The organism is Rhodococcus sp. SG20037 (assembly GCF_031763325.1).
GTDB lineage: Bacteria > Actinomycetota > Actinomycetes > Mycobacteriales > Mycobacteriaceae > Rhodococcus_F > Rhodococcus_F qingshengii.
On sequence record NZ_CP134497.1, the window covers coordinates 700,403 to 722,960 of the forward strand.

Below are 22,558 nucleotides of genomic sequence, written 5' to 3' on the forward strand. Positions count from 1 at the left end.
TGTCAGTCAGCGCGCATGTTCTTGCGGCGCAAGTGAGTTCCCCGGTGCAATGTTCGCGCAGTTGGACGGTGCAGGCTTGCCGTTCAAGCGGTCGTCGACCCAGGCGAGCGCACCGGGGAGCCAGAGCATGGCGCCGAGGAAGTGGCTGATGGTGTCGTACTGGTCGTACTGAATCGCCAGGCCGGCGTCGCAGTACTTGCGTGCGAGGGTGCGGACGTCGCCCGTGATCATCACGCCGTCTCCCGCTCCGACACCGGGGCCGCCGGGTTGGGTGCCCTCGATGGTGCCGTTGGCCGCCTGCGCGATGAACATCGGAATGGTCGGTGTCGCCGCGGTGCCCATGTTGATCTTGTTCACGACATCGACGTACTCGGGAACCGTATTGGGATCGGCGTACTCGGGTTTGACCAGATCCTGCCAGGTCAGTCCGGGATACTGTGCCAGCACATTGCCGATGGACGCGTCTTCGAGTCGAGCCATGACGTCGCGTCCACGGTCGCTGAGATACTTCCCGAAATCGATGTCGTACGAACGCGCAACGCCGACGACTGCCATGCCGACAACGCCACCCCACCCGATGCTTCCGCTCGCGTAGCGAAGGTTGTTGGCCGGATTGACCAGCACGCCGCCCTGCGCGGCACCGATCAAGTTGTCGTTGATCTCCGGTGCATATGCGGGAGCGAGGATCGAAGCCCAGTTGGTGGCGATCGCTCCGCCGGAGTAACCCATCAGCGCGATCTCTGCGTCGTCGGTGATTCCGGTTTCCGGGACATCGCGGGCGGCACGCAGAGCGTCGAGCGTCATCATCCCGTATTCGGGTCCGGCAGCGAAGTTTGCATCCGGGCCTTCGGTGTCCGGGACGACGATCGTGTAGCCGAGGGCGAAGAGCGGCCCGAACAAGGCTGCCTCGATGGACGTGAAGGTTCCGCCGACGTTGAAATTGCGCCCACTCGGCGTCCAATCTCCGATCGGGGTGTTGCCCGCGATGGCCCGCGACGGACTGTCGTCGGGGTTCAGTGAATCGTAAAAGGATTGGTACGAAACAACTTTATCCGGTTGAGCGTTGGCCGGGCGCAGGATCGAGGTGACGTTGGCCGACGGCTGACCGAGGGCGTCGGTTGATCGGTAGAGAACCTGGACTGCCTGTATCGGGGTCGGGATGTTGAGCACGGTGTACGGCACGGTGCGAGTCTCGAGTACCGCACCCGGGGCGTACGACGAGAGGGGTGCCGCGCCGTCGTAGCTGTAGAAACTGTCATCAGGGGACTGGGCAAGAGCCGGCTGCGCGAGTGCTGCCGGTGCACCGACGCCTGTCAGTGCAAGCGCGAGTACTCCGACAACTGCGCGAGATAAGACCCTTGACGACATACTCGTCCTCCACATTGGTGTGCCACGCCCCACCCTGAGATCGTGGTGTGACGACCACCATATATTACTCGTGGGTAATGTGGGGATCGGTCAGATCGGTCGTCGTATCGAGGTCTCGACGTAGGAAGATTTCGGAGGACTCGCCTGGGAGTAAAAGAACTCCCGCGTCGGTATATCCCATTGCGCGATAGAAGTTCTGGGCTGATTCGTCGGCGAGTGTGGAGGTGAGGACCTGCGAGTGTCCCGCGCGGCTCATGCGTTTTTCCCAATCTGTGACCAAAGCGCGACCGATGCCTTGGCCGCGGTTCGAAGACAGGACGGTCAGCATGTTCATGAACGGAATCTCGTCCCAGAACAAGCCCCAGCGCAGCCATCCGATTGGATTACCGTAGTCCTCGGCGATGAGTATCCGGCCGCGTTGGACCACTGACGCGAGTTCCTCGGCACCGACGTGCGAGTCGTGCTCACGTAAGAACGGCAAGTCTGTCTGCGCTGCGACGCGAATGTTCACCACAGAAGTCAGTATCGCCGTTCAGTCGGAGTTGATGGCGTTCGGCTTGGACAGGTAGACGACTCCGGGGATGTGGCTGGGGTCCGGCGGCAATTGGGAGTAGCCCGCTCGGGTGTACAGGCGAATGTTCCGCAGGCTCCTGCTTCCGGTGAACAGCTCGAAACGGGTGATGTGCTCCGGAGCGTTTTGTTCCACGTGCTGCAAGAGGCGTCGGCCGAGGCCGTTGCCCGCCAAGTCCGGTGCCACCATGAGGCGCCCTATCTGCCATGCGGTTCCGTCCGCTGTGCCGCGAACGGCCCCGGCGAGTCGGCTGCCGCGTCGTGCGGTCCAGACCGTCGACTCCTGAACCCAGGCTCGGACCGTGGGTAGGTCCTCGTGGAGCGGGGGTATGTCCATGCTGTTGTTGGAGATTGCTTCCGAAACCCAGCAACAGCGTTGTAGAACAAGGATTTCCGCGGCGTCCTCGTCCGTTGCGCGCTCTATGACTATCTCGTTCATTGTCAGTCTTCGTTGTCGACTTGTTCTTCACGAGGGAGATCGGACGCCTTCGGGGCGGCGGGGACCCATTCACGGAGCGGTTGAACGACTTCGGAGTAGAAGGTTTCGGCCGAACTGGTCACACTGTTGATGAAACTCGCAGCAGTACCCGAACGCTTGCTGCCGAGTGTGAAGGACTGTGTCAGTACGAATGAACTGAGTTGGCCGCCTTGACTGTCTGTCAACAGACGTGGCGTTGTGCGCGCGGATGCAACGGTCTCGCAAGTCGACGAGGCCGGGCCGGTGAACACCGCTTCGACCAACAATTCGGCAGGAGCATTCTTCAACTGACGCAAAACCCAGGTGACTCGTTTTCCCGAAGTGCCTTCGTCTGGTGCAGAAACCGTTGTACTGCAGCTCACTTTGTTGGTTCTCAAATCAGCAGTAACCCGTAGCTCTCCGGCTGCGTCGGGGATTCGGAGGGTGGCGCTGAAGGTGCCGTCGTTCGCCAATTCGTTGACCGTCAGCGCGGTACGCGCATCCGCATCGTTGACCACCCGACGGGGCAACACGTGTTTGACGACGACACCGAGATCTGCGGTGAACCGCAGCGCAAGGTTCCGCGCGAGCGCGATCCACGACTGAGCGACCGCCGCTGCCTTCGGATCTCCAGGACGTAGAGTTCCGGCGCTCACGGAATCGCGTATCGATACCCAGTGCCGACCCATGTCGACGAACTCCGCGGCCCCGGACTTGGGATGTTCGATGTACCGGAGAAATTCGCTGAGAATCCAACCTTGCAGCGGATTGTCGATTCCGCCGTGCGAGAGCACCATCCGAGCCTCGTGGATGACTTCTGCCCAAGAGAGATGCCGCAGCGCAACTTTGGTGAGCTTGCGCTTGTCCACCTCGACGGGTAATTCGCCGGCGCCGGCAGGCAAGTCGTTGGAGAGGCTGATCACGACGTCGTACTTGTTCTTCTTGGCGACGTCGAGATAGTTTTCGAGCTGCTCTCGGGTATGGGTGCCTGCTCCAGTCTTTGCCTCGAGCAAGCCGGTCCAGAGCCGGCTTCCGCGGGCGATGCGCCACACCGCATCCGGGATCACCCGAGATTCACCTTTGACGTAGGGAACTTCGACATAGCCCTCGAACGAGCCGGCCGGCGCGCCCACGCGGGACGAAACCGCCCGCGCAAACAATGGAACCGCTTGCATCGTGGAAACCAATGCCGACGTTGTGCGTCGTTCTTGTTCCTCACCGGTTCCGACGCCGATCACCGAGAAGAGTCGTGCAGGTTGCCAGGCCTCGGACTCTGCGTGCTTGAATTCGGGTAGTGGGGCTTTCTTGGGCACCGGCTTCGCTGTACGAACACCACGCTGTCGGACGGGCTTCGCGGGCGTTGAGGGCTCTGTGACTGACGGTTCCTGTTCCGATATCGGTTGGATTGCCTCGAGCTCAGGTGACCCAGGCTCCTCGACGGGGGCATCCTCACTCACGTCGACTCCGAAGTCTTCGGCGAGCCCGGCGAGGCCTGATGCCCAACCTTGGCCGATTGCGCGAAGTTTCCACTTCCCGCTACGTCGATAGACCTGGCCGAAGACGAATGCGGTTTCGGTGGACGCGTCGGCGGTGACGTATTCGGCGATAGGAGAGCCACCGGAATCAACCAGTTGGAGCGCAAGTTTGCCGAGGTCGCCGAAAGAGCCGGTGTCGACGCTGCCTATCAAAGCGATCGCGTCGACCTGATCGGGTACAGCAGCGAGGTGGACGAGGAGGCGCTCGTGCGGACCGGATTCGGCTTCGCGGCGGCCGAGATAGCGAACCGAGCCGTCAGCAGATTCCTGTTGGTTGTAGAAGACGAAGTCCGCGTCGGACCTGACTTTTCCGTCGGCACCCAGAAGCAATGCCGAGGCATCGACACCGAATTCCGTATTGTCCCAGGTGATCACGATGTCGATCTGATCGAGTTCGTCGGGGAGCTCGATGTTCTGGCCTTTGGACAGAAATTGGTCTTCCACGAATTTCCCCTCATCGCTGTGCACAGTCGGATTCGCATCTTGATTGTCCAGGGGCAGATCGAATTTTGTGTGGTTTCGAATCCGCAGGGCAATTGTTCAGCCGCAGGCTGAATTTGGCGCGCGGCTGAACAATTGGCGCGCGGCTGGGAATGCAGAGAGTTTCAATTCAGGCATAACAAACAAAACGCCCGCAACCAATTGGTCGCGGGCGTTTCGAAAAAGAACGTCAGACAGTTGCCGGAGTGTTCTCGTCCAACTTCGGATCTGCGTTCGCGATTCGCTTGTTGCGAATGAGGCTGCTGATGAAAGCAGCGCCGATCAAGAAGACACCGACCAGGCCGGTGATGATCTCGTTGATGTGAACGCCGATGGACACCATCAAGATGACGGCCAGAGCGCCGATGGCCCAGTGCGCACCGTGCTCGAGGTAGACGTAATCGGAGAGCGTGCCCTTGCGGACCAGGAAGACCGTGATGGAACGGACGAACATCGCGCCGACGAAGCCGAGGCCGAGGGCGATGATGATCGGGTCTGCCGTGATGGCGAATGCGCCGATGACGCCGTCGAACGAGAAGGACGCGTCGAGGACCTCGAGGTAGAGGAACAGGAAGAAGCCGGCCTTACCGGTCGCCTTCGCGAGCTGCGTGGGGCCGCCGGACTTGGCGGTTTCTTCCTCTTCGCCTTCTTCCGGCAGATTGAACAGTTCACCCAAGCCGTTGACCGCGATGTAGGTGATCATGCCCAGAACGCCCGAGATCATGACGGTGGAGACCTTGTCGTCAGCGGCGAGGAACGAACCACTCAGTACCAGGACGATGCCGGCCACGACGACGGAGAGCTGATCGAGCTTGCCGATGCGAGCGAGGGGCTTCTCCAGCCAAGACAGCCAGGTGATCTCACGCTCTTCGAAGATGAAACCGAGGAAGAGCATCAGCAGGAACATGCCACCGAAGGCAGCGATCTGCGGGTGAGCGTCGGTGAGGATGGTTTCGTAGCTCGGCTCGCCGTTGGCGAAGTACGCGGCGTCGTCCGCAGGCGGGTTCAATGCCAGATCGAGTGCAGCAACGGGTCCGAGACCGGATGCAGCCCAGACGATCACGAGTGGAAACACCAGACGCATACCGAAGACGGCGATGATGACGCCGATGGTGAGGAAGATCTTCTGCCAGAATTCACTCATTCTTTGCAGAACAGTGGCGTTGATGACGGCGTTGTCGAAGGAAAGCGAGATTTCCAGAATCGACAGGATGATGACGAGGAACAGTGCCTCAGGTCCGCCGTAGATGAACGCAACGATCATCGCGAGGATCGAAATTGCGATGGATAAACCGAATATTCGCAGTACCACGGAGCGTGGCCCTTTCTAGTTGGTCAATGCAGAGTGGTTACTGCAAGCGGTCTCTCACCGCATCCGAACGTGAAAACGGGGAGGGTTCCACAGACTACTGCGGAACCTTCCCCGAGTCAGCTCGTCGAGAGCGAAGATCAGACGTTGACGCCGTAATCGCGCGCGATGCCCGCGAGGCCGGACGCGTAGCCCTGGCCGATTGCGCGGAACTTCCACTCTGCACCGTTGCGGTACAGCTCACCGAAGACCATGGCGGTCTCGGTGGAAGCGTCCTCGGAGAGGTCGTAACGAGCGAGCTCGTTGCCGTTCGACTTGTCGACTACGCGGATGTACGCGTTGCGGACCTGGCCGAAGGACTGCGAGCGAGCTTCTGCGTCGTAGATCGAGACGGGGAAGACAACGCTCTCGACCTCGGCAGGAACCGCTGCGAGGTTCACGTCGATCTGCTCGTCGTCGCCTTCGCCTTCGCCGTCCGTGTTGTCACCCTTGTGCTCGATCGAGCCGTCGGGCGAACGGAGGTTGTTGAAGAAGATGAAGTGCTGGTCGGAGAGGACCTTCTTGTTCGAGCCTGCGCCGATTGCGCTGGCGTCGAGGTCGAAAGCAGCTCCGGTGGTGGAACGTGCGTCCCAGCCCAGGCCGACGACCACTGCAGTCAGGTTCGGGGCCTCCTTCGTGAGAGAGACATTGCCGCCTTTGGTCAAGCTGACGCCCATTCAGGGGTCCTTTCAAGAGGAGAGACAAGGCCCACTACGACGCGAAGTCGTCTTGGGAGTGTGTTTACCTCCACCACCCTAACCGCAGTTCCGGTGTGTTCGCCGTAACAGCAGAATTACGAACCGAGAAGCGAAGTGCTGGACCCGTAGGATTCAATCGTGGTGGGAAGATGGTCGGAGCGCTTCAATCGGGGGGCAAGAGTGGGGGAGTCGGTCAGTCGTGCGCGGGAGGCGCAGACGGCCATGGTTTCGGCGTTCCTCGACATGGACAAGCGGCAGACCATCGCGTCGGCAGCAGTCGACGCTTCCGCCGAGCTGTACCCCGAGCGAGGGCTGCGCGCTGCGTGGGAACCCGTTCGGGATCGGTGCTTCCAGGCTGCGTCGGACTACCTCGACACATCCGAGCGCTATGGCAACGATCAGGTACTTCACCAGAACCCGAACGGTGCTCGGGCGGCGTTCGAAAAGTCGGTAGCCGAACTCGTCGAGGCGGCGAAGGGCGTCGACGCCTTCTACAACGGGCATCGTGCGCACCTCGAGCAGGCGACGGTCACGATGTCCGCCATTCCCGTCCTCGGCCAGCAGGCCCGAACCCTGGCGAACGCCGTCCGGGAAAAACTGGCTGCCACCGATCAGCGCTATCGCGAGTACCCGTCGGTGGTGACGGCCTCCGAACACCTCGACGACGCGGTTGCAGCGCTCGACAATGCGCGCTCATCCGGTCGCGCCGACGCAGTCCGCACGCGGGCCGAGAGTGTCCGCGAAGCGGTATCGGCGCTCGAGGAAGCATTGGCAGAAGCCCCGTCGACCCAGCACCGTGCCGAGATGACGATTTCCTCGGTCTCGACCAGGTTGTCGGCAGTGCGCACTCGAGTGGACCGCCTGGATCCGGCGTACTCCGCATTGCTGCGCGAGTTCAACGCCGCGAGTTCTGCTGACCTCGTCGACAACAGCAGTCGCAGCCGAGCGCATATCGATCAGGCCGACATCGATCTCAAGGAAGCGAAGCAGTCGTTGGCTGCGGGAAACCCCGAACATGCACTGGCTTTGATGGCCGAAGCCCGCGTGCACCTCGCCGACGCCGAAGCGTGTGCCGACGCCGTGACGGACCGTCTCGCTACTCTGCGTGCAGTTCGGGCAGATCCGAGCCAAAAGGAACGTGAGGTTCGTTTCCGGCTGAAAGACGCCCAGATGTTCGCTGTTAACCAAGGGTTGGTGGCGGAGTGGGGCTCTGTACTCGATGCTCAACTAGCAAGGATCGAGCGAGCGAGTGCGTCACTGTCGGGAACTCATCCGGACTACTGGTCGTATGTATTACAGCTGGACTCGGTATCGACGTTCATCACCGAAGTTGTCGAGAAGATGCGGGCGCGAGCCGGCAAAAACTGAATGGTCGGGCCGATCGGGGGATCGGAGTTGCCTGACGCGTTGTCACAGGGGGTCGTTTCATGGACTTGATTGCGGTTACAGAGAGAAGAGAAATGCAGCACTTTCAACATCTCGAGGATGACGTGCGGGAGCAACTGTTCCTGCATGCGCCTCGATCGTTCGCGGATTCCGACGAGAGGGATCTGCTCGCGATTGCTCTGGGTGCAACTCTCTACGTTCCTGCCACCCGGGCCGGGTTGGCCGACATCGTGTCCAAGCGTGCGTCCGAGGGCGTCAGCTCGATGGTGCTCGATCTCGAGGATGCCGTCGCCGATCACGAGGTCGAATCGGCGCGAGCGAACGCGGTCGAAGCTCTCGACAAGATCGCGTCCACCGACGCCGTCGGCATGCTGCTGTTCGTGCGGGTTCGTGAAGTCGCGGACATCCACAAGGTCGCCGCGTCGTTGACCGAGGGGCGCGCCGCGCTCACCGGGTTCGTAATCCCCAAGTTCGGCAGCGAGTCCGGCCCCGTGTTTCTCGACGCCGTCGCGGACGCATCCGAACTGCTGGGTAAGCATCTCTACGCGATGCCGGTACTCGAATCACCCGCGCTGGTGCACCGCGATACGCGTGATCTCGAATTGCGCACCATCAGTGGGATTCTCGGGCAGCACCGCGATCGCATCCTTGCCGTCCGCATCGGCGCCACCGACATGTGCAGCACCTTCGGCATCCGTCGTGACCGCGATCTGACCATCTACGACGTGCGCGTGGTGGTCGACGTCATCGCCGACATCGTCAACTATCTCGGGCGCGCGGACGGTTCGGGTTTTGTCATCACCGGGCCCGTGTGGGAGTACTTCGCCGATCACGAACGCATGTTCCGGCCGATGCTGCGCGCCACCCCGTTCGAGGAACACGACGCCGTCCGGTTCCGTCAGCATCTCGTCAGCCGCGACCTCGACGGTCTGCTCCGTGAGATCGCGCTGGACCGAGCCAACGGAATCCAGGGCAAGACGGTCATCCACCCGTCGCACGTCGCAGCGGTCAATGCACTGTCCGCTGTCACGCACGAGGAATATCACGATGCCCTCGACATTCTCGGTGCCGACGCCGGGGGAGTTCAGGCGTCCGGCTACCGGAACAAGATGAACGAGATGAAGCCGCACCGCAATTGGGCCCATCAGACTGCGCTCCGAGCTCACGTGTTCGGTGTGACCAACAAGGGAATCACGTTCGTCGAGTTGCTGACGGCGTTGGTCGATCGATGACAGAGCTTGTCCAGTCCAAGGACGTTCCCTGGGCTACAGCAGAATTCGGCTTGGACCTCGTTCACGGTGATTCGTCACTCGGGCATTCGGTGCCCGATCTGGTGATCCCGGGACTTCGGCGGAATCCGCGTCGCGCTCATCTGCTGGTGTCCACCGTGCTGGGAAAGCACGTGCCCACCGAGCCGTCCGTGGTCATCGGCGCTGCCGACGACCTCGGCGATCTGGTGCGGACAACCCTCGGTGAGGGTGTCGACGTCGTCGTTCTCGGGTTTGCCGAAACCGCAACAGGTTTGGGCCACTGCGTCGCAGCTCGCCTGCACGCTCACTGCTACCTGCACTCCACGCGCCGAGACGTACCAGGGGCTACGACGCTCGCCGGATTCGAGGAGGGGCACTCGCACGCCACGAGCCATCTGATGCAGCCGACGTCCGCCGAACTGTTCGAGAACGACCTGCCTCTGGTCCTCGTCGACGACGAGATCTCCACCGGCGCCACCGCGATCGATGCCATCCGGGCGCTGCACGGGCAATGCCCGCGAAGCCGCTACGTCGTGGCCTCGCTGGTGGACATGAGAACCGAGGAACACCGAGTCGCCGGCGAAGCCGCGGCGGCAGAGTTGAATGTACGAATCGACTACGTCTCTCTCGCTTCGGGTTCGACGGTCCTGCCCGACGGCCTGACCGAGCGCGTCACGGCGCTGGATGCTCCGGATCTCAATCCGATCGGTGACCGCCGTGGCACGCTGGCACGGATCGATCTGCCGTGGCCGGCACATGTCCCCGACGGTGGCAGGCACGGCTTTCTCGATGGCGACACCGCGGCATTCGAGTCAGCCGTCGAGGCAGCGGTGTCCATTCTCGGATCGTCGATCGACGCGTCGCGTGCTGTGATCGTGATCGGTCACGAGGAGTTGATGTACCTGCCACTGCGCATCGCTGCGGGCTTGGAAAGCTCTGGGCGAGCAGTTCGTTACCAGACCACAACTCGCTCACCCGCGTACGTCGTTGACGTGCCGGGATACCCGCTGCGTCGCGGGTTCACCTTTTCGGCGCCCGAACTGGGCGAGAACGAACCCCGATACGTCTACAACGCGCAGTGGCCTGATGCGGCGGTCGACGCCCTTGCGTTGCTGGTCATCGACGAGCCCGCCGACACCGATCGGTTGACGGCGATGGACGGAGTGGTCGAGGTGTTGCGGAACTCCGGCACCGACGTCCTGGTCGCCACCGTTCGCGGGGCCGATCCGTCGGCGCTGCGAGATTCCAGAGCAGGGAGCTCGTCATGAACGAACCATTGGTCGGGCCCGAATTCGGTTCGTACGCGCCGGGCGAAGTGAAGTGGCTGCTCAAGGATCTCTCGCACGTGGATCTCGAAGCGGATGTATCCGTGCGCGAGAAGCGTATTCAGTCGGGTGAGGCGCACTATGCCGAGTCTCTCCCCATCGAGTACCAACCCGATCAGGCATACCGGGATCTTTTCGAGACGGTGCTCGCCGAGAGCGCTCCACGGTTGGCGCGCGCTGTCGGGACCGTGATGGACCTGGTCTTGGCCGAGCGGGGGAGTGACATCACGCTGGTCTCACTCGCCCGGGCCGGAACACCGATCGGGATTCTGATGCGGCGCTGGGCCCAGCAGACCCGCGGGTTGACGTTGCCGCACTACGCGGTGTCCATCGTCCGTGGCAAAGGAATCGATTCCGTCGCACTCGATTATCTTGCGCACCATCACGACTCGGAGAACGTCGTCTTCGTCGACGGCTGGACGGGCAAGGGCGCCATCGCCCGCGAACTCGACGCAGCGTTGACGGAGTACCACGAGGCAGGCGGAGCGAAGTTCGACTCCGATCTGGCTGTTCTCGCCGACCCCGGACACTGCGTGCGAACGTACGGGACCCGTGACGACTTCCTGATCGCGTCGGCGTGCCTCAATTCGACGGTGTCCGGCTTGGTCTCACGAACTGTCCTCAACGACACCCTCATCGGGCCCGGCGATTTCCACGGCGCCAAGTTCTACGCCGACCTCGCCGACGTCGACGTTTCCAACAGGTTGCTCGACGTGGTCTCGGCCGAGTTCGATTCGGTTCGCGGCGACGCAGCGGATTCTCTTGCTGCAGTGCTCGATTCCGATCGGACGCCGACCTGGGCCGGTTGGGAGTCGGTGGAGAAGGTGCAGGCCGAGTACGGGATCTCGACGGTCAACTTCGTCAAACCCGGTGTCGGAGAAACAACCAGGGTGCTGCTGCGCCGGCTTCCCTGGAAGGTTCTGGTGCGCGAACTCGAAGCCCCGGAGCACGCACACATCCGGTTGTTGGCACAGGCCCGTGGGGTCCCGGTCGAGGTCGTCCCGGATCTCGCCTACTCGTGTGTCGGCCTGATCAAGGACATCACGTGAGCCGTGTGGACACCGCTGCGTCCCAGGTCCTGATCGCCACGGATCTGGACCGCACGATGATCTATTCGCAGGCCGCGATCGGCGGCGATCCCAGTGGCTCCGACCTGGATTCGGCACCGAGCCCGCTGTGCGTCGAGTACTACAACGGCGGTCCGCTCTCGCACATGAGCGTCGAATCGATCGAACTGCTGACCGCGCTCAGCTCGCGGGTTCCGGTAATTCCGACGACGACCAGGACCATTGCGCAGTTCCAGCGGATCGATCTTCCCGGCGGACCGTGGAAGTACGCGATCACGAGCAACGGCGGAAACATCCTCGTAGACGGCGAAGCCGATCGCGACTGGCGAAACGAGATCGACCGTTCGACCCGTAAGCCCGGCGCCGAGTTGCCGCAGGTTCAGGCGGAACTGGAATCGCGGATCGACTCGAGTTGGGTCAGCTCCATTCGTGTTGCCGACGACCTGTTTCCATACCTGGTCGTCGATCTGGCTGTGATGCCGAGTGATTTCGAAACCGAATGGAATGGGTGGTGCGTGACGCGGGGCTGGAACGTCTCGCGTCAAGGCCGCAAGATCTACACGATGCCCGACGCTGTCTCGAAGTCACGCGCGCTGGCAGAGGTGCGCCGCAGACTGGTCGAGTCGGGTGATCTGGATCAGTCCGCCGTCGTGATCTCGGCTGGTGACGGCGCATTGGATGCGGACATGCTCGAATACTCCGATTTCGCGATCAGGCCCAGGCACGGTGAGCTGGAAGAACTGAATTGGCAACGGCCGACCGTTACTGTGACAGAAAGGTCCGGTATCGCAGCGAGCGCGGAGATCTTGCGGTGGTTCTCTTCCGCGCTCGGGTAATACACGCTCTCTATGAAGGGGATTTAGTTGTCTGTATCGCTTGCCAAAGGGCAGAACGGCCCGCTGGACGTCTCGGATGTAGTTGTCTCGGTTCAGCTGGCTGCGGCCGCTGACCTGTCTGCACTCCTCGTGACGAGCAACGGAAAAGTTCGTTCCGACGCCGACTTCGTCTTCTTCAACCAGCCGACCGGACCCGGCGTGCAATTGGTACCCAACCCGGGTGGCATTGCCTCACTCCGAGTCTCACTCGCCGGCGTACCCGCCGATATCGAGCAGGTTCGCGCCGTCATCACGCTCGACGACGCTTCGTCGAACTTCGGGCGCACTGCTGCACCGACCGCTCGGGTCTCCGATGCGGCCGGGAACGTGTTGTACGAGTACGTGATCGACGGCCTCACCACCGAGTCCATCGTCATCGCGCTCGAGGTGTACCGACGCCAGGGTGCGTGGAAGGTGCGCGCCGTCGGCCAGGGGTACGCGGGTGGATTTGCCGCGCTGGTCACCGATCACGGTGTGTCGGTCGACGATGCGCCCGCGCCGCCGCCGCCCACTCCGGTCGCGGCTCCGGCGCCGATCACCCCGCCCTCGTCCGTCGCTCCTACACCGCCGGCGTACAACCAGCCGCAGCAGCAGCCTTCGTACAACGCGCCGCCGGTTCCGCCGGCCCCGCCCGCGTACAACCAGCCGCCCGCCTACAACCAGGGACCGACGCCGCCGGCCTACCCGCCGGCGCAGCAGCCTGCGTACAACCAGCAGCCGACGTACAACCAGCAGCCGACGTACAACCAGGCACCCCCGGCGCCTCCCGTGCAGAACCAGCCGCCGGCGCAGCAGCCCGAGGTGAGCCTGGTCAAGGGACGCCCCGTCAGCCTGACCAAGGGACAGAAGGTCACACTCCGCAAGGAGGGCGGCGTCGCGCTCACCATGATCCAGATGGGTCTGGGTTGGGATCCGATCAAGAAGAGCGGCCTGTTCGGAAGCCGTACCGCCGACGTCGACCTCGACGCTTCGGCACTCCTGTACGCCGACGGCAACCTCGTCGACGTCTGCTACTACGGTCAGTTGACGTCCAAGGACGGCTCGGTCCGTCACATGGGTGACAACCTGACCGGCGACGGAGACGGCGACGACGAGGTCATGCTCGTCGATCTGCAGCGGGTCCCGGCTCACGTGACCACCGTGATCTTCACCGTGACCTCGTACCGCGGACACACGTTCGAGCAGGTCTCCAACGCTTTCTGCCGTCTCGTGGACAGCACCACCAACTCCGAGCTCGCTCGATACACGCTCCAGGGCGGCATGGCTTTCACCGGAATGGTGATGGCAAAGGTGTACCGCGTGAACGGTGAATGGAAGCTGCAGGCCATCGGTGAAGGTATCCAGGCCAAGCACGCAGGAGAAGCTGCGCCGCAGCTGGGCCGTTTCCTCACTGCTTGAGTCGAGACTGCATAGTCGAGATGAATCCGGTTCGGCGGTAGGTGATTTCGATCGCCGTCCGTCGAACCGGACATCGTTTCCCCCTCTGTGCGTTAACCTCATGCGGCATGTCGAGCCGTCAGTCGAGCGGCCGTGCGCGAGAGGACTTGGCACAGTAGATGATCATTCGAGGGAAACTTCTCGGTCGGGCGGCGGCCGTCGCAGGCGTTGTGCTGGCGCTCGTGAGCACCGGAATCGCGCAGGCTTCGGTGCCGCAGTCGGAAACGCTGTCAGGTGTATCCGGCACCGGGATCAAGTACGTCGCCCTCGGTGACTCCCGCGCCTCCGGCCCAAGGCTGGAACCGATGTACCCCGACGCCTGTTCGCGTTCGTACGAGAACTTCGCGGGCAAGATCTCTCGGGCACTCGAGGTCGCGGAGTTCGCCGACGTCTCTTGCAGCGCGGCACGCGCCGAGAACATCATCGACACTCCACAGCTGATTCCGAACTACTGGCCTGTCCAACTCGATGCCGTTCACCCGGACACCGACCTGATCACCATCTCGATCGGCGGCAACGACTCCAACAGCATCTTCCTCGGTCCCCTGTGCGTCGCTCCGGGGCCAGGAACCGATCGTGGATGCCGGTACGACCCGCTCGCGAATTCCGTCGCCCAATCCGGAATCGACCGGGCTGCCGGAGAATTGGATCGCATCCTGACTGCGGTCACGCAGCGCGCGCCTAACGCTCGCATCTACCTGATCGGTGAGGGCGGCATGATCTCCTCTCGCGGATGCTGGCCGAACATTCCGTTCTCAGACGCCGACGCATCCTGGTTCATGGACTACTTCGCTCGCTACAACACGAAGTTCGACGAGGTCGCCCACGCCCACGGTGTGCGCACTGTCGACATTGCGGCGGCGAGCATCGCCGGCGGGCACGACGCATGTGCGAGTGCAGATCAGCGTTGGTTCGAAGGCCTGTTCTCGGAGTCGACGGCGCAGCGCTTGCACTTCACGGACGCCGGGATGACCGCGGTCGCCGATCTAGTGGTGGCGGACCTGCAAGGCTGACCGAGAGAGCCCGGTCATGGCATAGTTCGCTGCTGTGGGTATGACTTTTGTTCCCGGACAGAACGCGCCGCTGCAGGCGCCCGTGGTGACGTTTCGAGCCGAGAGCCAGACGCCGTTCGACGTGTCGGCGCTGGTAGCGGACGCGAACCTGCGGGCATTGACGTCCGCGGACTTCGTGTTCTACAACCAACCATCCACCGCTGGAGTGCAACTCGACCAGAGCGGCATCCGGGTGGAACTCGATCGACTTCACCCCGATGCCGCGGCCGTGTTGTGCATCGTCAGCGTGGATCCGGCGGCGACGGCCGCGGGCGCCTTTCGCACAGCCGGGCTCTCCGCCACCCTGAGCGATCAATCCGGTTCGGTCCTGGCCGAATTCGCGATCCCCACCGCAGGTACCGAGACAGCGGTCATCTGCTGGGAGCTGTACCGAAAGTCCGGTGCCTGGAAGATCCGGGCCGTCGGGCAGGGCTATGCGGGTGGTCTGGCGGAACTGATCTCGGTGCACGGCGTCGAGGTGGACGACGAGCCGGCACAACCAGCCCCGACAGCCGCGCCCGCGTGGGACTCCGCGGTGGAGCCGTTGGAGGTGGGCCGCGGCCTCGAGCGCGCGTGGATGATCTTCGAGGATGCCTCACGATCTGCCGCTTCCTTCGTCTCCAGCAGCGAGTACGCGCTTGCCCGTTTGGACGAAGATCTGACCGCTGCCGTCGCAGATCCGTCGTTGCGGAACTCGGCAGCGGGAGTGGCGGCGCGCGATGCCGCACAGAAGCGTCACGACGACCTCGTCTCACTCGCGCGGGACAATCACGCCCGCGACAGCGCTCAGCTTGCGCACGAACTCGGTGTGATCGACGGCGTGCTCCCACGGTCGATGGCGTCGTGGAAGTCGGTGTCCTGGGCGGGTACAACCGATCCGGCCCAGATCACAGCCGTCAGCGACGGAATGCGTCTTGGCGAGCTGTCGGCTCCGGACCGCGGCACACTCACCGTTCCGTACTGCGTCCCGTTGCCATTGCGCCGGCCGATCTGGGTGGACAGCACGTCGAGCAAAGCAGCGCTCGGTCTGATCAGTGCCGTCACCGTGCGTGTCATGGCCGCCGGTCCGATGCCGCTACTCGACGTCGTCGACCTGACCGGCTCGCTCACTCCACTGACCGACCGACTGGCACCGATGCTCGCGGGCCCGGTCATCACCGCTCACACCGAGATCTCAGCACGCTTGCGGGCACTGGCCGAGGCCGTCGACATGGGCGAACTCGCGCGAATGAGTGGTGTCGCAGATGGCCCGAGTTCCCTGCGCCTGTTGATCCTCAGCGATTTCCCGCACGGGTACTCCGCCGAAGACGCACAGACCATCATGTTCCTCGCCGAACGCGGACCGGGAATCGGTTTGTCGATACTGATTGTCGGAGAGGACGAGTCGAACTTCGCGGAAGAATCCGTCGCCGCACTGTCCGAGGGGTGCCAACATCTTTCGGCAGCAGGGCAGACGGAGGTTCACGATCCGTGGACCCGCACGCAATGGCACTTCACCCCGGACGTGCTCGACCCGATCTCCGAGTCGCGAATTCTGGCAGTGTTCGACCGCACCTAGTGGCCGATGGCGGATTGCCGAGCGCACAGGCAGAGTGGTGGTACGACCACGCGCGGTGTGTGGCGGCAATACTCGAGGAGACTCATGGCATTCTGGGATCAGTTGAAGGCTAAGGCTCAGGAGATGAACGGCCAGCTCAAGACAAAGACCAGCCAGTTCCAGAACAAGGAATTCAAGAACGCGAGCATGGCAATGTGCGCGTTGATCGCCGCCGCAGACGGTTCGATCGATCCGTCGGAGCGTCAGAAGACCGCCGCGCTGATCATGAGCAACGAGTCGCTCGCGGTCTTCCCACCGGACGAGCTTCGTGAGCAGTTCGACTGGTACTGCAGCAAGCTGTCCTCGGATTACGAGTTCGGCAAGGTCGAGGCAACCGCAACCATTGCCAAGCTTAAGTCGAAGCAGGATCAGGCCCGCGCGGTCATCCAGATCGGCATCATCATCGGCGGCGCGGACGGCAACTTCGACGAGCACGAGCGCGGCGTCGTACGCGACATGTGTTTTGCAGTCGGAATTTCTCCGGCCGAGTTCGATCTCTGATCGATTCAGAGCATGAAAGCGGGTGCGGCGCGAAAGCGCTGCACCCGCTTTTCTTTTCAGTACTCGGGATAGCCGTCCTCGGGTCCCAGCATGCGCTCGATCCTCGTCCGCGTGATCTTGGCGAGCTCGTCGACGCAGACCTTGCGCTCGACGGACCGTTCGTTGGACATGCGCTGGCCGATGTTCTCGAGCAGGTCGTCGGCGTCGTGGCCGTGCGAACACCACAGATACCGGAAGCCGAAGTTTCGCTCGTACTCCTCGCCGGCGCGATAGATGGTTGCCATGACGGCGTCGTCCGGAACCCAGATCGAGCATTGCTCGAGGTGGGACGGCACGCTGTTCCTACGGACGCCGACCGGTGGATGGCACTGCAGGGCGCGTTCGACGTCGACGTCCGAGAGGTTGAGAATCGCGTCCTCGGCGCGCGAGAGGATCTCCGCGTGGTCGGCGAACGGACGTCCGTCGCTGACCCACCCGGCCCACGTCAGCGAGCAGCAGCACTCGAACAATGCGTGAACCGCCTTCTGCCGCGGTAGTTCGTTGAAGCGCTCCAACCCGATCGATTGATGTAGCAGCATGTGACCTCCCGGCCCGTTGTGCTTTCAGGCGCGCTCGACATGCCGCGCGGTAACCAGATGCGCGGCCACTTCGATAATCCGCCGCTTCACCTGGGAAAGGAAGGTTTGCTCACCGAGTTTTCAGGTTCTTAACGCGGCGTAACGAGCTGACCCACACAACGCAGGAGCCCCACCGGCGACAACCGGCGAGGCTCCAGACCGGGACCCCTTGGAAGACATCTCACGGGGTGTAGGAGTCAAGCCGCGATCGGGAGGGGAGGTGGAAATGCGTGCAGTTCGTCGAAGAATTCGCGGGTGGTAAGGCAGTGGTGGAGTTGGCCGAGGAATCGGTTGAACAGGTGTCGTTGGGCTTGGTGGTTCCAGTCTCCGCCGGCGCGGCGAGCGTCGAAATGTCGTCGGGCGCCGGGGGACGCTTGCAGGGCGCTGAACGCCCAGATCGTTCCCGCTGCTGCCAGTCGCCGGTTCTTGACGTGCCGGTGCAGGACGAAGGTTTTCTTCCCGCTGGCACGGGTGATCGGGGCAGCACCGGCGTAGGCCTTGAGGCCGCGCGCGGTCGCGAACCTGTTTCGGTCGTCACCGATCTCGGCGAGCACGCGAGCACCTGCGAGCGGCCCCAGACCGGGAAAGCTGGTGATGATCTTCGCATCCGGGTGCTCGGAGAAGAGCACGCTCACGTGCGCGGCGAGGGTCTCGGCGGCTGTGCAGGCGGCGTCGAACTGCCGCAACAGGGTCATCAGGCTGATTCCCATCGCTGCTTCGATCTGCGGTGGCTGGCGAAGCGCCGGGGCGCGCATGATGGCCCGCAGTCGTTCGACGTCTCGGTCGAGGAATCGGGAACGTCCGGCTCTTTTGAGTGCTGCTTTGAGTTGGGGCCGGGTCAGGGCGGCAGCTGCGGTCGGAGTCGGAGCTGCAGCGAGCACGCTTCGGGCATCAGGGCGGGTCAGCCCGTCTTCGAGCGACTGAAACGCGGTCAACGCTGCCGGGAAATATTCCTTGAGCAGCGAGCGGATCTCGTTGCCGAAGCGTTGCCGAGACCAGACGGCGTCCTGCTGGGCGCGGGCGAGAACCCGAATGGCCAGAGCGCTGTCGGTATCCGCCGGCAGTGGGCGGTGCGCGACGGCGTCGGTGCGCACGATATTCGCCAGCATGACCGCGTCGGCGGAATCGGATTTCGATCCGGAGACCGAATGCCGGGACCGGTACCGGGAGGCCGCGAGCGGATTGATCGGGTAGATCACCCGGCCACTCGCGCGCAGTCCGGCAACCCACAGGCCGTGATCGGTTTCGATCCCGACTGGGATCGGATCTTCGGCGGTGTCGCCGGCTTCGGCGAATGCCTCGAGCAACCGGGCGAACCCGGCAGCGTCGTTGTCGACTCGTCCCCGGCTCACGACTTCGCCCAGGTCGTTGAGGATCGCGAAGTCGTGATGGTTTTCGGCCCAATCGATTCCGCAGTACAGTCCCACCGCGCCTCCCAATGTCGATGTGCAGGTTGCGAACCCGTGTGGTGCACGCGGCGACCTAATTGCAGGACTCGACGGTCCGTCATCTCACCAGCCGTTCGTGACACCAGCGCACCGCAGGGCGCTCGATCTGCCGAAGAGCTCACGGCTCGGGAACACAGAAGAAGAGATCATCCCTGCGGCGGGCTCGTACCACGACATTTCACCACGCCGAATGGTGCACTGCCCGGCGCTGCCTCTCTTCCAGAAGGCGTCGCATGCGCCGGGAAAACCCTGGAGTCCGCCTGGCAGTGCACCCGCAGAAACAGCAGACCAGCGTGAGCGTTGTTGCCCGTCGGTCCGTGCTTCTACACACCAATTAGGAAAAACCCGATCATGACTGACTTTCTTCTCTGGCCCGCCCGTATCCAGCTAGGCGCTTTGCTCGCTCGGGCTCGCGATCGCCACCGGCGCCTTCGGACCTTCTTTCGCCGTGCAACGAGACCTCACACTGCAAGCACGGATCATCGAAAACCTCGTCGGGATCTTCCCTGCGAACGTCGACAGCGCAACCATCGCCATCACCAGCAAGCTCACAACGAACACCAAGGTCGTTAATAGGGCGCTCGCTGCGAAAAAGTGCGCAGAGACCAGTTCCACGGTCGACGTTGAGTAGTTGTACGGATTCGCGGGTGTCGCTGCGCGTGCAGGCTCAGGATGTGACCATCTGGCGGAAGATCGGCGTGTTGTTCCTTGCATTGGTCTGGACGCTCGTGGCGGCGGCCTTGGTGTTGTTCGGTCTGTGGGATTCAATCGACACGAGCTGTGACGGACCTGCGGAACGCGACATGGCCGGTGGCGGATGGCTGGTGATCGCGACGTTGTCCGTATGGTCTGGGGCATTCGTCGTCTGCGCGCTTCGTCTCCGCACCGTGACTGCGGCCGTGCTCGCGACACTGTCGGTCGTATCGTCGACACTGGTCGTGGTCAACATGCTCGCCACTGCCTCGGGCCTTTGTTGGTGAATGTCTATTCGCCTTCCTGGTCGTTCACGCGTTCGGATTTTTCGATGAGCGTGTGCATCGAAAAAATGCTTATACCCAACGTGATCACCCTCTCGAACTTCCCGAAAAGAACCGCGTTAAGAAATTCAGAAGTGTTGCAGGAAAACAATTTTGGTCCCGGGTTGCATAGGTGATCAAGTGCCCCACAGATTCGTTACCCCAGTTCCGCCCGTTCTGGACAGGCTTTCGGGTTCCGCTCATTAGCCACCGTGGTCTTGGACATACTGAGGTCATGACGAGCCGAGGAGTGGTACGTAGTTGGGACGTGGGGGGTATGCAGGGCGTGATCGACTCCGCAGACACTCCGGGCGGTAGCTGGACCTCATGGACATCTGTAGTGGTCCACGGGTTCCCGGGTTTGGTCGAAGGTCAGGAAGTCGAGTTCGAGTGGAATCAACTCGACGAGCCGGCAGTCGGTTACGACTTTCACACCGTGCAGGCGTGGCCAGTCGGCGAGGACCACACGCCGCCGGGACCGCCCGGTTTCAGGGCTTGGGATATCGATCCCGACGGCACCGTTCACGAGGTCACCGATCTAGACATCACCGACCTCGACGATACGATCGCGCCCCCGATCGGCACCCCAGCGGTCGGTGTCGTCACCACGTGGAATGGTGAGGAAGGCTGGGGAGTCATCGACTCCGCGGACACTCCGGGCGGTTGTTGGACCTTCTACAGCGCCCTACACCCCGACGAAGTCATCAACGCTCGGCCGGGCGACAGTTTCAGCATCGGCGGAGGGATCAGCGCTCTCGTCGTCGGAGAGCAGGTCGACTTCGAATGGGAGCTGGTCATCGACCAGGACGGATACAAATTTCGTGCGATCAAGGTCAGGCCGCGGCGGGATATCCCCCCGTGGCGCGTCGAACGAGTCGGTAGGTAGTTCGACATCGACGGCACGTCGACGACCACCTGCCCTGCCTCGAACGCCGCGAAGCGCTCGCCAACCGCAGCCTCGAGCACCCTCGCATCAAAGTCCCACCTCACTGGCTCAACGTCGACGGACCGATCATGCTCGAGGTAGCCCTTGGGCATGCCTCTTCGTGCTCATTCGAGCCCGAAGACAACCATCAATCGTGCACCGTGCCACATCATTGCCCTCACCACGCATTTCCAGCCACACCGTGTGCGCGCCGTAGACCGAATAGTTCTCGGTATGCTCGGCTGACCTCGGCTGTAAGTTCTTCGTCGCGCACAGTCCGCTGGCCCCTCGACTGCAGGAGCGGCACCCGAAGATAGTCGAACCGGTATACCGGCACCTCCGGTTCGCGCAGAATGGTAGTCGGCGTACACGCGGATGAACCCGGGGAGCGGTGCAATGATCCGACGACGGCTCGGCCAAGCATTAATGGTGATCGCGCTCGCCTCCGCGGCCGTTTCGACCGCGCCCGTCCACGCGCAGGAACCGTCGCCAATCACGACGCCGGGCACAGTGACCGCGGCAACTTCCCTGCCGCACTCCTTCTGGATTCCCGGCGCCGCCAACGCATCAAAGCTCACGTACTGGTCCACAGGACCGCTGAACCGGCCCGCGTTGAGTACGGGCGCGCTCTTCCTGCCCCCCGGCGACCCACCCGAAGGCGGCTGGCCGGTCATCTCGTGGGCTCACGGCACTGTAGGTATTTCCGACCAGTGCGCTCCCACCGTGACCGGGACCGTCGGCAGTCCGTACCTCACGAACTGGCTCTCGCAGGGCTACGCGATCGTCGCGACCGACTACGTGGGGCTCGGCACGCCGGGAATCCACGCGTACCTGGACGGACCGTCGGCGGCGCACAGCGTGATCGACATGGTGCGTGCCGCGCGTGCGGTCGAACCGTCGCTCTCACCGCGGTGGTTGGCACTCGGACAGTCTCAGGGCGGGCAGGCCGCTATGGTCGCGGCAGCGATCGCCACACGGTACGCACCCGAACTGGACTACCGGGGCGCGGTCGCGACCGGGGCGCCGTCCAATCTGGAGAACCTTGCACCACTCGTGGGGCCGGACTTTCCCCGCTTGCCACTGACCGGCAGCACCGTGTTCGTCTCGTACCTCTTGGCCGGACTCCGGGCGGCGCGACCCGATCTCGACATCGATCGCTACCTGACACCACGCGGCACGGATGCCCTGGCCCGAGCCGAAACCGACTGCTACCAGGACATGGCATCGGGCCTCGGCGACGTCACGATCGGCGATCTGGTGAACCGGCCCCTCGACGATCCCGCGGTGCTGGCTGCTGCTCGCGGCATGCTGGAGATCCCGACGACCGGGTACGACCGGCCAGTGTTCCTCGGGCAGGGGCTGACGGACGAGATGGTGCCGGCACCGCTGGCTTTGAAACTCGCGGCCGAACTCGCCGCCAACCGCCAGCCAGTCACATTCCGCACATATCCGACCGGTCATATCGAGACGATGCGGGCAGCGCTCCCCGAAAGCCTCTCCTTCGTCCGGAATCTCTTCCAGCCGTAGGTGAATCATGCGTTTCGTGAGAGCTTGTCCGACCCACTTTTGATCTTCTCAGCACCGTCAGGAGTGCGCGGTTGACCGA

Annotated in this window: 20 protein-coding genes; 12 read left to right on the top strand and 8 right to left on the bottom strand. The window is 62.9% G+C overall.

Annotation, left to right across the window (positions count from 1 at the left end; all coding sequences use genetic code 11):
* Window positions 1-6: 6 nt before the first annotated feature.
* The 6 genes from RHP72_RS03265 to RHP72_RS03290 all read right to left on the bottom strand — a co-directional run bounded on the left by RHP72_RS03265 (window position 7) and on the right by RHP72_RS03290 (window position 6,435).
* The gene (locus tag RHP72_RS03265) at window positions 7-1,368 is read right to left on the bottom strand and encodes a lipase family protein (RefSeq protein ID WP_311094311.1); all 1,362 of its coding nucleotides are present in this window, start codon (window positions 1,366-1,368) and stop codon (window positions 7-9) included.
* Window positions 1,369-1,432: 64 nt separating this feature from the next.
* Complete coding sequence (locus RHP72_RS03270; RefSeq protein ID WP_083954637.1) at window positions 1,433-1,882, bottom strand: GNAT family N-acetyltransferase; 450 nt, start codon at window positions 1,880-1,882, stop codon at window positions 1,433-1,435.
* Between the two features lie 18 nt (window positions 1,883-1,900).
* Complete coding sequence (locus RHP72_RS03275) at window positions 1,901-2,377, bottom strand: GNAT family N-acetyltransferase (protein ID WP_311094312.1); 477 nt, start codon at window positions 2,375-2,377, stop codon at window positions 1,901-1,903.
* A 2-nt stretch (window positions 2,378-2,379) separates the two neighbouring features.
* Window positions 2,380-4,374 carry a TerD family protein gene (locus tag RHP72_RS03280; RefSeq protein ID WP_311094313.1) on the bottom strand — a complete coding sequence of 665 codons (1,995 nt, stop codon included), beginning with the start codon at window positions 4,372-4,374 and terminating at the stop codon, window positions 2,380-2,382.
* 226 nt (window positions 4,375-4,600) lie between these two features.
* Complete coding sequence (locus RHP72_RS03285) at window positions 4,601-5,722, bottom strand: DUF475 domain-containing protein (RefSeq protein ID WP_003941145.1); 1,122 nt, start codon at window positions 5,720-5,722, stop codon at window positions 4,601-4,603.
* A 137-nt stretch (window positions 5,723-5,859) separates the two neighbouring features.
* A complete protein-coding gene (locus RHP72_RS03290; protein ID WP_003941199.1) occupies window positions 5,860-6,435 on the bottom strand; it encodes a TerD family protein in 576 nt (191 codons plus the stop codon).
* Between the two features lie 243 nt (window positions 6,436-6,678).
* Between RHP72_RS03290 and RHP72_RS03295 the strand changes: the two genes are divergently transcribed.
* The 9 genes from RHP72_RS03295 to RHP72_RS03335 all read left to right on the top strand — a co-directional run bounded on the left by RHP72_RS03295 (window position 6,679) and on the right by RHP72_RS03335 (window position 16,946).
* Window positions 6,679-7,824, top strand: coding sequence for a hypothetical protein (locus RHP72_RS03295; RefSeq protein ID WP_007727045.1), 1,146 nt, complete (start codon window positions 6,679-6,681; stop codon window positions 7,822-7,824).
* Between the two features lie 92 nt (window positions 7,825-7,916).
* Window positions 7,917-9,074, top strand: a complete 1,158-nt coding sequence (locus tag RHP72_RS03300) for an HpcH/HpaI aldolase/citrate lyase family protein (RefSeq protein ID WP_054187879.1) — start codon at window positions 7,917-7,919, stop codon at window positions 9,072-9,074.
* Entirely contained in the window at window positions 9,071-10,360 is a 1,290-nt protein-coding gene (locus RHP72_RS03305; protein WP_050655990.1) for a phosphoribosyltransferase family protein, read from the top strand. The genes RHP72_RS03300 and RHP72_RS03305 overlap by 4 nt, the downstream gene beginning before the upstream one ends.
* Complete coding sequence (locus tag RHP72_RS03310) at window positions 10,357-11,466, top strand: cysteine protease StiP family protein (protein ID WP_003941082.1); 1,110 nt, start codon at window positions 10,357-10,359, stop codon at window positions 11,464-11,466. The genes RHP72_RS03305 and RHP72_RS03310 overlap by 4 nt, the downstream gene beginning before the upstream one ends.
* On the top strand, window positions 11,463-12,320 hold the full coding sequence (locus RHP72_RS03315; protein WP_311094314.1) for an HAD family hydrolase: 858 nt from the start codon (window positions 11,463-11,465) through the stop codon (window positions 12,318-12,320). Before RHP72_RS03310 ends, RHP72_RS03315 begins: the two co-directional genes overlap by 4 nt.
* A gap of 27 nt (window positions 12,321-12,347) precedes the next feature.
* Entirely contained in the window at window positions 12,348-13,757 is a 1,410-nt protein-coding gene (locus tag RHP72_RS03320) for a TerD family protein (protein ID WP_050655989.1), read from the top strand.
* A gap of 158 nt (window positions 13,758-13,915) precedes the next feature.
* Window positions 13,916-14,809 carry an SGNH/GDSL hydrolase family protein gene (locus RHP72_RS03325; protein ID WP_209448313.1) on the top strand — a complete coding sequence of 298 codons (894 nt, stop codon included), beginning with the start codon at window positions 13,916-13,918 and terminating at the stop codon, window positions 14,807-14,809.
* Between the two features lie 40 nt (window positions 14,810-14,849).
* Window positions 14,850-16,406 carry a TerD family protein gene (locus tag RHP72_RS03330; protein ID WP_209448314.1) on the top strand — a complete coding sequence of 519 codons (1,557 nt, stop codon included), beginning with the start codon at window positions 14,850-14,852 and terminating at the stop codon, window positions 16,404-16,406.
* 84 nt (window positions 16,407-16,490) lie between these two features.
* Complete coding sequence (locus tag RHP72_RS03335) at window positions 16,491-16,946, top strand: tellurite resistance TerB family protein (RefSeq protein ID WP_003941110.1); 456 nt, start codon at window positions 16,491-16,493, stop codon at window positions 16,944-16,946.
* 56 nt (window positions 16,947-17,002) lie between these two features.
* Here RHP72_RS03335 and RHP72_RS03340 read toward each other — a convergent pair whose 3' ends face one another.
* Together RHP72_RS03340 and RHP72_RS03345 are read right to left on the bottom strand one after the other, a co-directional pair.
* Window positions 17,003-17,524 (bottom strand): 2-oxo-4-hydroxy-4-carboxy-5-ureidoimidazoline decarboxylase, encoded by a 522-nt coding sequence (locus RHP72_RS03340; RefSeq protein ID WP_003941084.1) that lies wholly within the window; start codon window positions 17,522-17,524, stop codon window positions 17,003-17,005.
* A 236-nt stretch (window positions 17,525-17,760) separates the two neighbouring features.
* Window positions 17,761-18,990 (bottom strand): IS110 family transposase, encoded by a 1,230-nt coding sequence (locus RHP72_RS03345; RefSeq protein ID WP_044480144.1) that lies wholly within the window; start codon window positions 18,988-18,990, stop codon window positions 17,761-17,763.
* Window positions 18,991-19,658: 668 nt separating this feature from the next.
* Between RHP72_RS03345 and RHP72_RS03350 the strand changes: the two genes are divergently transcribed.
* The 3 genes from RHP72_RS03350 (at window position 19,659) to RHP72_RS03360 (ending at window position 22,479) form a co-directional block, all read left to right on the top strand.
* Window positions 19,659-19,991, top strand: a complete 333-nt coding sequence (locus tag RHP72_RS03350; RefSeq protein WP_020968326.1) for a hypothetical protein — start codon at window positions 19,659-19,661, stop codon at window positions 19,989-19,991.
* 271 nt (window positions 19,992-20,262) lie between these two features.
* On the top strand, window positions 20,263-20,913 hold the full coding sequence (locus RHP72_RS03355) for a hypothetical protein (RefSeq protein ID WP_311094315.1): 651 nt from the start codon (window positions 20,263-20,265) through the stop codon (window positions 20,911-20,913).
* A gap of 435 nt (window positions 20,914-21,348) precedes the next feature.
* Window positions 21,349-22,479 (top strand): lipase family protein, encoded by a 1,131-nt coding sequence (locus RHP72_RS03360; protein WP_311094316.1) that lies wholly within the window; start codon window positions 21,349-21,351, stop codon window positions 22,477-22,479.
* Window positions 22,480-22,558: the final 79 nt, after the last annotated feature.